Annotated in this window: 4 protein-coding genes; 3 read left to right on the forward strand and 1 reads right to left on the reverse strand. The window is 71.2% G+C overall.

Annotation, left to right across the window (positions count from 1 at the left end; all coding sequences use genetic code 11):
• Positions 1-62: 62 nt before the first annotated feature.
• Entirely contained in the window at positions 63-779 is a 717-nt protein-coding gene (locus tag EOINJALH_RS00525; RefSeq protein ID WP_088278366.1) for an IclR family transcriptional regulator, read from the forward strand.
• Between the two features lie 36 nt (positions 780-815).
• Here EOINJALH_RS00525 and EOINJALH_RS00530 read toward each other — a convergent pair whose 3' ends face one another.
• Positions 816-1,310 carry a MarR family winged helix-turn-helix transcriptional regulator gene (locus tag EOINJALH_RS00530; RefSeq protein WP_088278363.1) on the reverse strand — a complete coding sequence of 165 codons (495 nt, stop codon included), beginning with the start codon at positions 1,308-1,310 and terminating at the stop codon, positions 816-818.
• Positions 1,311-1,413: 103 nt separating this feature from the next.
• On the opposite strand from EOINJALH_RS00530, the gene EOINJALH_RS00535 reads away from it, so the two are divergent.
• A complete protein-coding gene (locus EOINJALH_RS00535; protein ID WP_088278364.1) occupies positions 1,414-2,616 on the forward strand; it encodes a 3-hydroxybenzoate 6-monooxygenase in 1,203 nt (400 codons plus the stop codon).
• 14 nt (positions 2,617-2,630) lie between these two features.
• A complete protein-coding gene (locus EOINJALH_RS00540; RefSeq protein WP_088278365.1) occupies positions 2,631-3,668 on the forward strand; it encodes a cupin domain-containing protein in 1,038 nt (345 codons plus the stop codon).
• The last annotated feature ends 15 nt before the right edge of the window (positions 3,669-3,683 follow it).

The raw sequence follows: 3,683 nt of genomic DNA on the forward strand, positions 1-3,683 counted from the left end.
TGTCCGCCCCCCCGCCCGAGCCCGCGCCGCCGGCGTCCACCGGCTCGTCCGCCGAGCGCAGCCTGCGCCTGCTGGTGCTGCTGGCGCACGAGGGCCGGGCCCTGTCGCTGGCCGAACTGGCGGTGCGCCTGGGCCTGCCCAAGGCCACGGTGCACCGGCTGTGCGCGCAGTTGCAGGACAGCGGGTTCCTCGCCCGCGACATCGACGAGCGCTGCTTCGCCGTCGGCCCGGCGCTGCGCCGGCTGGCCCTGGACACGCTGAACCACGGCGTGGTGCGCGGGCTGCGCCACGAGGTGCTGGCCGCGCTGGTGACCGAGGTGCGCGAGACCTGCAACCTCACCACGCTCGACGGCACCGAGGTGCTCTACATCGACCGCGTCGAGGCGCAATGGCCCTTGCGCCTGACGCTGGACGTCGGCTCGCACGTGCCGCTGCACTGCACCGCCAGCGGCAAGCTCTTCCTGGCCCACCTGCCCGCGGCGCAGCGCGATGCCCTGCTCGAGCGGCTGACACTGGCACCGATGACGAAGCAGACGCTGACCACGGCAAAGAAGCTGCGGGCCGAGTGCGAACGCATCGCCGCGCAGGGCCATTCGTGCGACCGCGAGGAGTTCATCGCCGGCCTCATCGCGGTGGCGGTGCCGGTGCACGATGCGCAGGGCCAGGTGCGCGCGGCCATCGCCGTGCACGCGCCCACCGCCCGGCTCAGCCTGGCGCAGGCCGAAGCGTCCTTGCCGTCACTGAAGGCCGCGGCCCGCCGCATGGGTGGGCTGCTGTAGCGCGGGCTGCTGCAGCGCGGGCGCCGGGCGCCCCGGTCAGTCGCCGCTGCGCGGCGCGCGGCTGTGCTCGTTGTTGCCGTCGACCAGCACGCGCAGCATGCGCATGAACTCGGCGCGCTCGGCCTTCGGCAGCGGCTCGAGGATGCGCGCCTGCGCCTTCAGCATGCCGGGCGCCACGGCGCGCAGCAGGTCGACGCCTTCCGGCGTGGGGCCGAGCAGGCGCACCCGGCGGTCGTCGGGCGAGGCGTGGCGCTGCAGCAGGCCGCGCGCCTCGAGCCGGTCGATCACGCCGCCGATGGTGGAGGTGTCCAGCCCGACGCGCGCGGCCAGCGTGCGCTGGTCGATGCCCGGCACCTGGGCCACCGTCTGCAGCGCGGCGAACTGCACCGGCGTGATGCCGTGCGACTCGGTCTCCTGCAGGAACACCGCCACGGCGATCTGCTGCAGCCGGCGGATGTGGTACCCCGGGTGCGCGTCCAGATCGACGGCAGCGGCGGAGACGGCGGCGGTGGGCGCTTTTTTCGACGGCATGCGGCAAGTTCGGGCTAACCCTGATGCATCGCCGGGGATGTTATCACTACACTTTCTCTCAGCATACTGACGATCAGCACACCAGCTCCTGAGGACGCCCGCCATGCCCGCACCCCACTCCCCTTCCGATCCGGTCATCGTGGCCGGTGGCGGCATCGGCGGCCTGGCGGCCGCGCTGGCCCTGGTGCGTCAGGGCTTCTCGGTCAAGGTGCTCGAGCAGGCGCCCGAGATCGGCGAGATCGGCGCCGGCATCCAGCTCGGCCCCAATGCCTTCCACGCCTTCGACGCACTGGGGGTAGGCGACAAGACCCGGGCACGGGCCGTCTTCACCGACTGCATGGTGATGCACGACGCGCTCGACGAATACCAGGTCGGCAAGATCCCCACCGGCGAGGCCTTCCGCCAGCGCTTCGGCAACCCCTATGCGGTGATCCACCGCGTCGATGTGCACCTGTCGCTGCTCGAGGGCGCGCAGGAGACGGGCCAGGTCGAGTTCCTCACCTCCACCCGGATGGAGCGCGTCGAGCAGGACGATGCGGGCGTCACCGTGTTCGACCAGAAGGGCCGGGCCCACCGCGGCGTGGCCCTCGTCGGCGCCGATGGCGTGAAGAGCGTGCTGCGCGCGCAATACGTCAACGACCCGCCACGCATCACCGGCCACGTGGTCTACCGCGCCGTGGTCGACAAGCAGGATTTCCCGAAAGACCTGCAGTGGAACGCCGCCAGCATCTGGGTGGGCCCCAACTGCCACCTGGTGCACTACCCGCTGCGCGGCGGCGAGCAGTACAACGTGGTCGTCACCTTCCACAGCCGGCAGCAGGAGCAGTGGGGCGTCACCGAAGGCAGCGCCGAGGAGGTGCAGAGCTACTTCCAGGGCATCTGCCCGAAGGCGCGCCAGCTGATCGACCTGCCCAAGAGCTGGAAGCGCTGGGCCACCGCCGACCGCGAACCGATCGGCCAGTGGAGCTTCGGCCGCGCCACGCTGCTGGGCGACGCCGCCCACCCGACCACGCAGTACATGGCCCAAGGCGCCTGCATGGCGCTGGAAGACGCGGTGACGCTGGGCGAGGCCCTGCGCGTGCGTGGCAACGACTTCGTCGAGGCCTTCGACCTGTACCAGCGCTCTCGCGTGGCGCGCACCGCGCGCATCGTGCTGTCGGGCCGCGAGATGGGCCGCCTCTACCACGCGAAAGGGGTAGAGCGTTTGGTGCGCAACGACCTGTGGAAGGGCCGCACGCCCGAGCGCTTCTACGACGCCATGGAATGGCTGTACGGCTGGAACGTCGGCAACTGCCTGACCCTTTGAACCTGGAGCCCACCATGACCGAACTCGGCCGCCTCGAAGACCTGCCCGCAGACTACGTGCAGGACCTGCGCAAGCTCAACCTCGTGCCGCTGTGGCCCAGCCTGCGGGCGGTGCTGCCGCCGGGCAAGCCGCGGCCGAACACGCAGCCCACCTGCTGGTCCTACGAGGCGCTGCGCCCGCTGCTCATGCGCGCCGGCGAACTCACGCCGATGGAGAAGGCCGAGCGCCGCGTGCTGGTGCTGGCCAACCCCGGCCACGGCCTGGACAACATGAAGGCCAGCGCCGCCATGTACCTGGGCATGCAACTGCTGCTGCCCGGCGAATGGGCGCCATCGCACCGCCACACGCCCAATGCGGTGCGCATGATCGTCGAAGGCGAAGGGGCCTACACCACGGTGGACGGCGAGAAGTGCCCGATGAGCCGCGGCGACCTGATCCTCACCCCCACCGGCCTGTGGCACGAGCACGGCCACGACGGCACCGCGCCGGTGGTGTGGCTCGACGTGCTGGACCTGCCGCTGGTGTACTACATGGAAACCTCGTACGCCATCGAAGGCCAGCGCCAGACGGTGCAACCCGGCCGCGGCGACCAGGTCTATGCCCGCGGCGGCCTGCTGCCCACGCCGGTGTTCACCCGCTCGTCCAAGGCCTATCCGATGTTGCGTTATCCCTGGGCCGAGGCACGCGCCGCGCTGCAGGCGCTGGGCCAGGATCGCCCCGACCAGGAAGCGGTGCAGATCACCTACGTCAACCCCGAGACCGGCGGCGACGCGCTGAACATCCTCGGCTTCTATGCGCTGATGCTGCGCCCGGGCCAGACGCTGCGCCTGCCGGCGCGGTCACCGGCCAGCGTGTTCCACGTCATCGAGGGCGGCGTGGCTGCAACCATCGAATCCAGCGAGTTCACGCTCGCCGAGGCCGACACCTGCTGCGCCCCCGGCTACACCGCGGTGGCGCTGCGCAACCGCAGTGCCGACCAGCCCGCCTTCGTCTTCATCGCCGACGAGGCACCGCTGCACCGCAAGCTGGGCGTGTTCGAAGTCCGCGCCTGATCCGCCCGCCCGCCC

It is taken from the genome of Ideonella sp. A 288 (assembly GCF_002198735.1).
Taxonomy (GTDB): domain Bacteria; phylum Pseudomonadota; class Gammaproteobacteria; order Burkholderiales; family Burkholderiaceae_C; genus Pseudaquabacterium.

Bases quoted from the DNA above. Each gene is read 5' to 3' on its own strand.
- EOINJALH_RS00530 (WP_088278363.1), bottom strand. From the start codon at position 1,310: ATGCCGTCGAAAAAAGCGCCCACCGCCGCCGTCTCCGCCGCTGCCGTC.
- EOINJALH_RS00535 (WP_088278364.1), top strand. From the start codon at position 1,414: ATGCCCGCACCCCACTCCCCTTCCGATCCGGTCATCGTGGCCGGTGGC.
- EOINJALH_RS00540 (WP_088278365.1), top strand. From the start codon at position 2,631: ATGACCGAACTCGGCCGCCTCGAAGACCTGCCCGCAGACTACGTGCAG.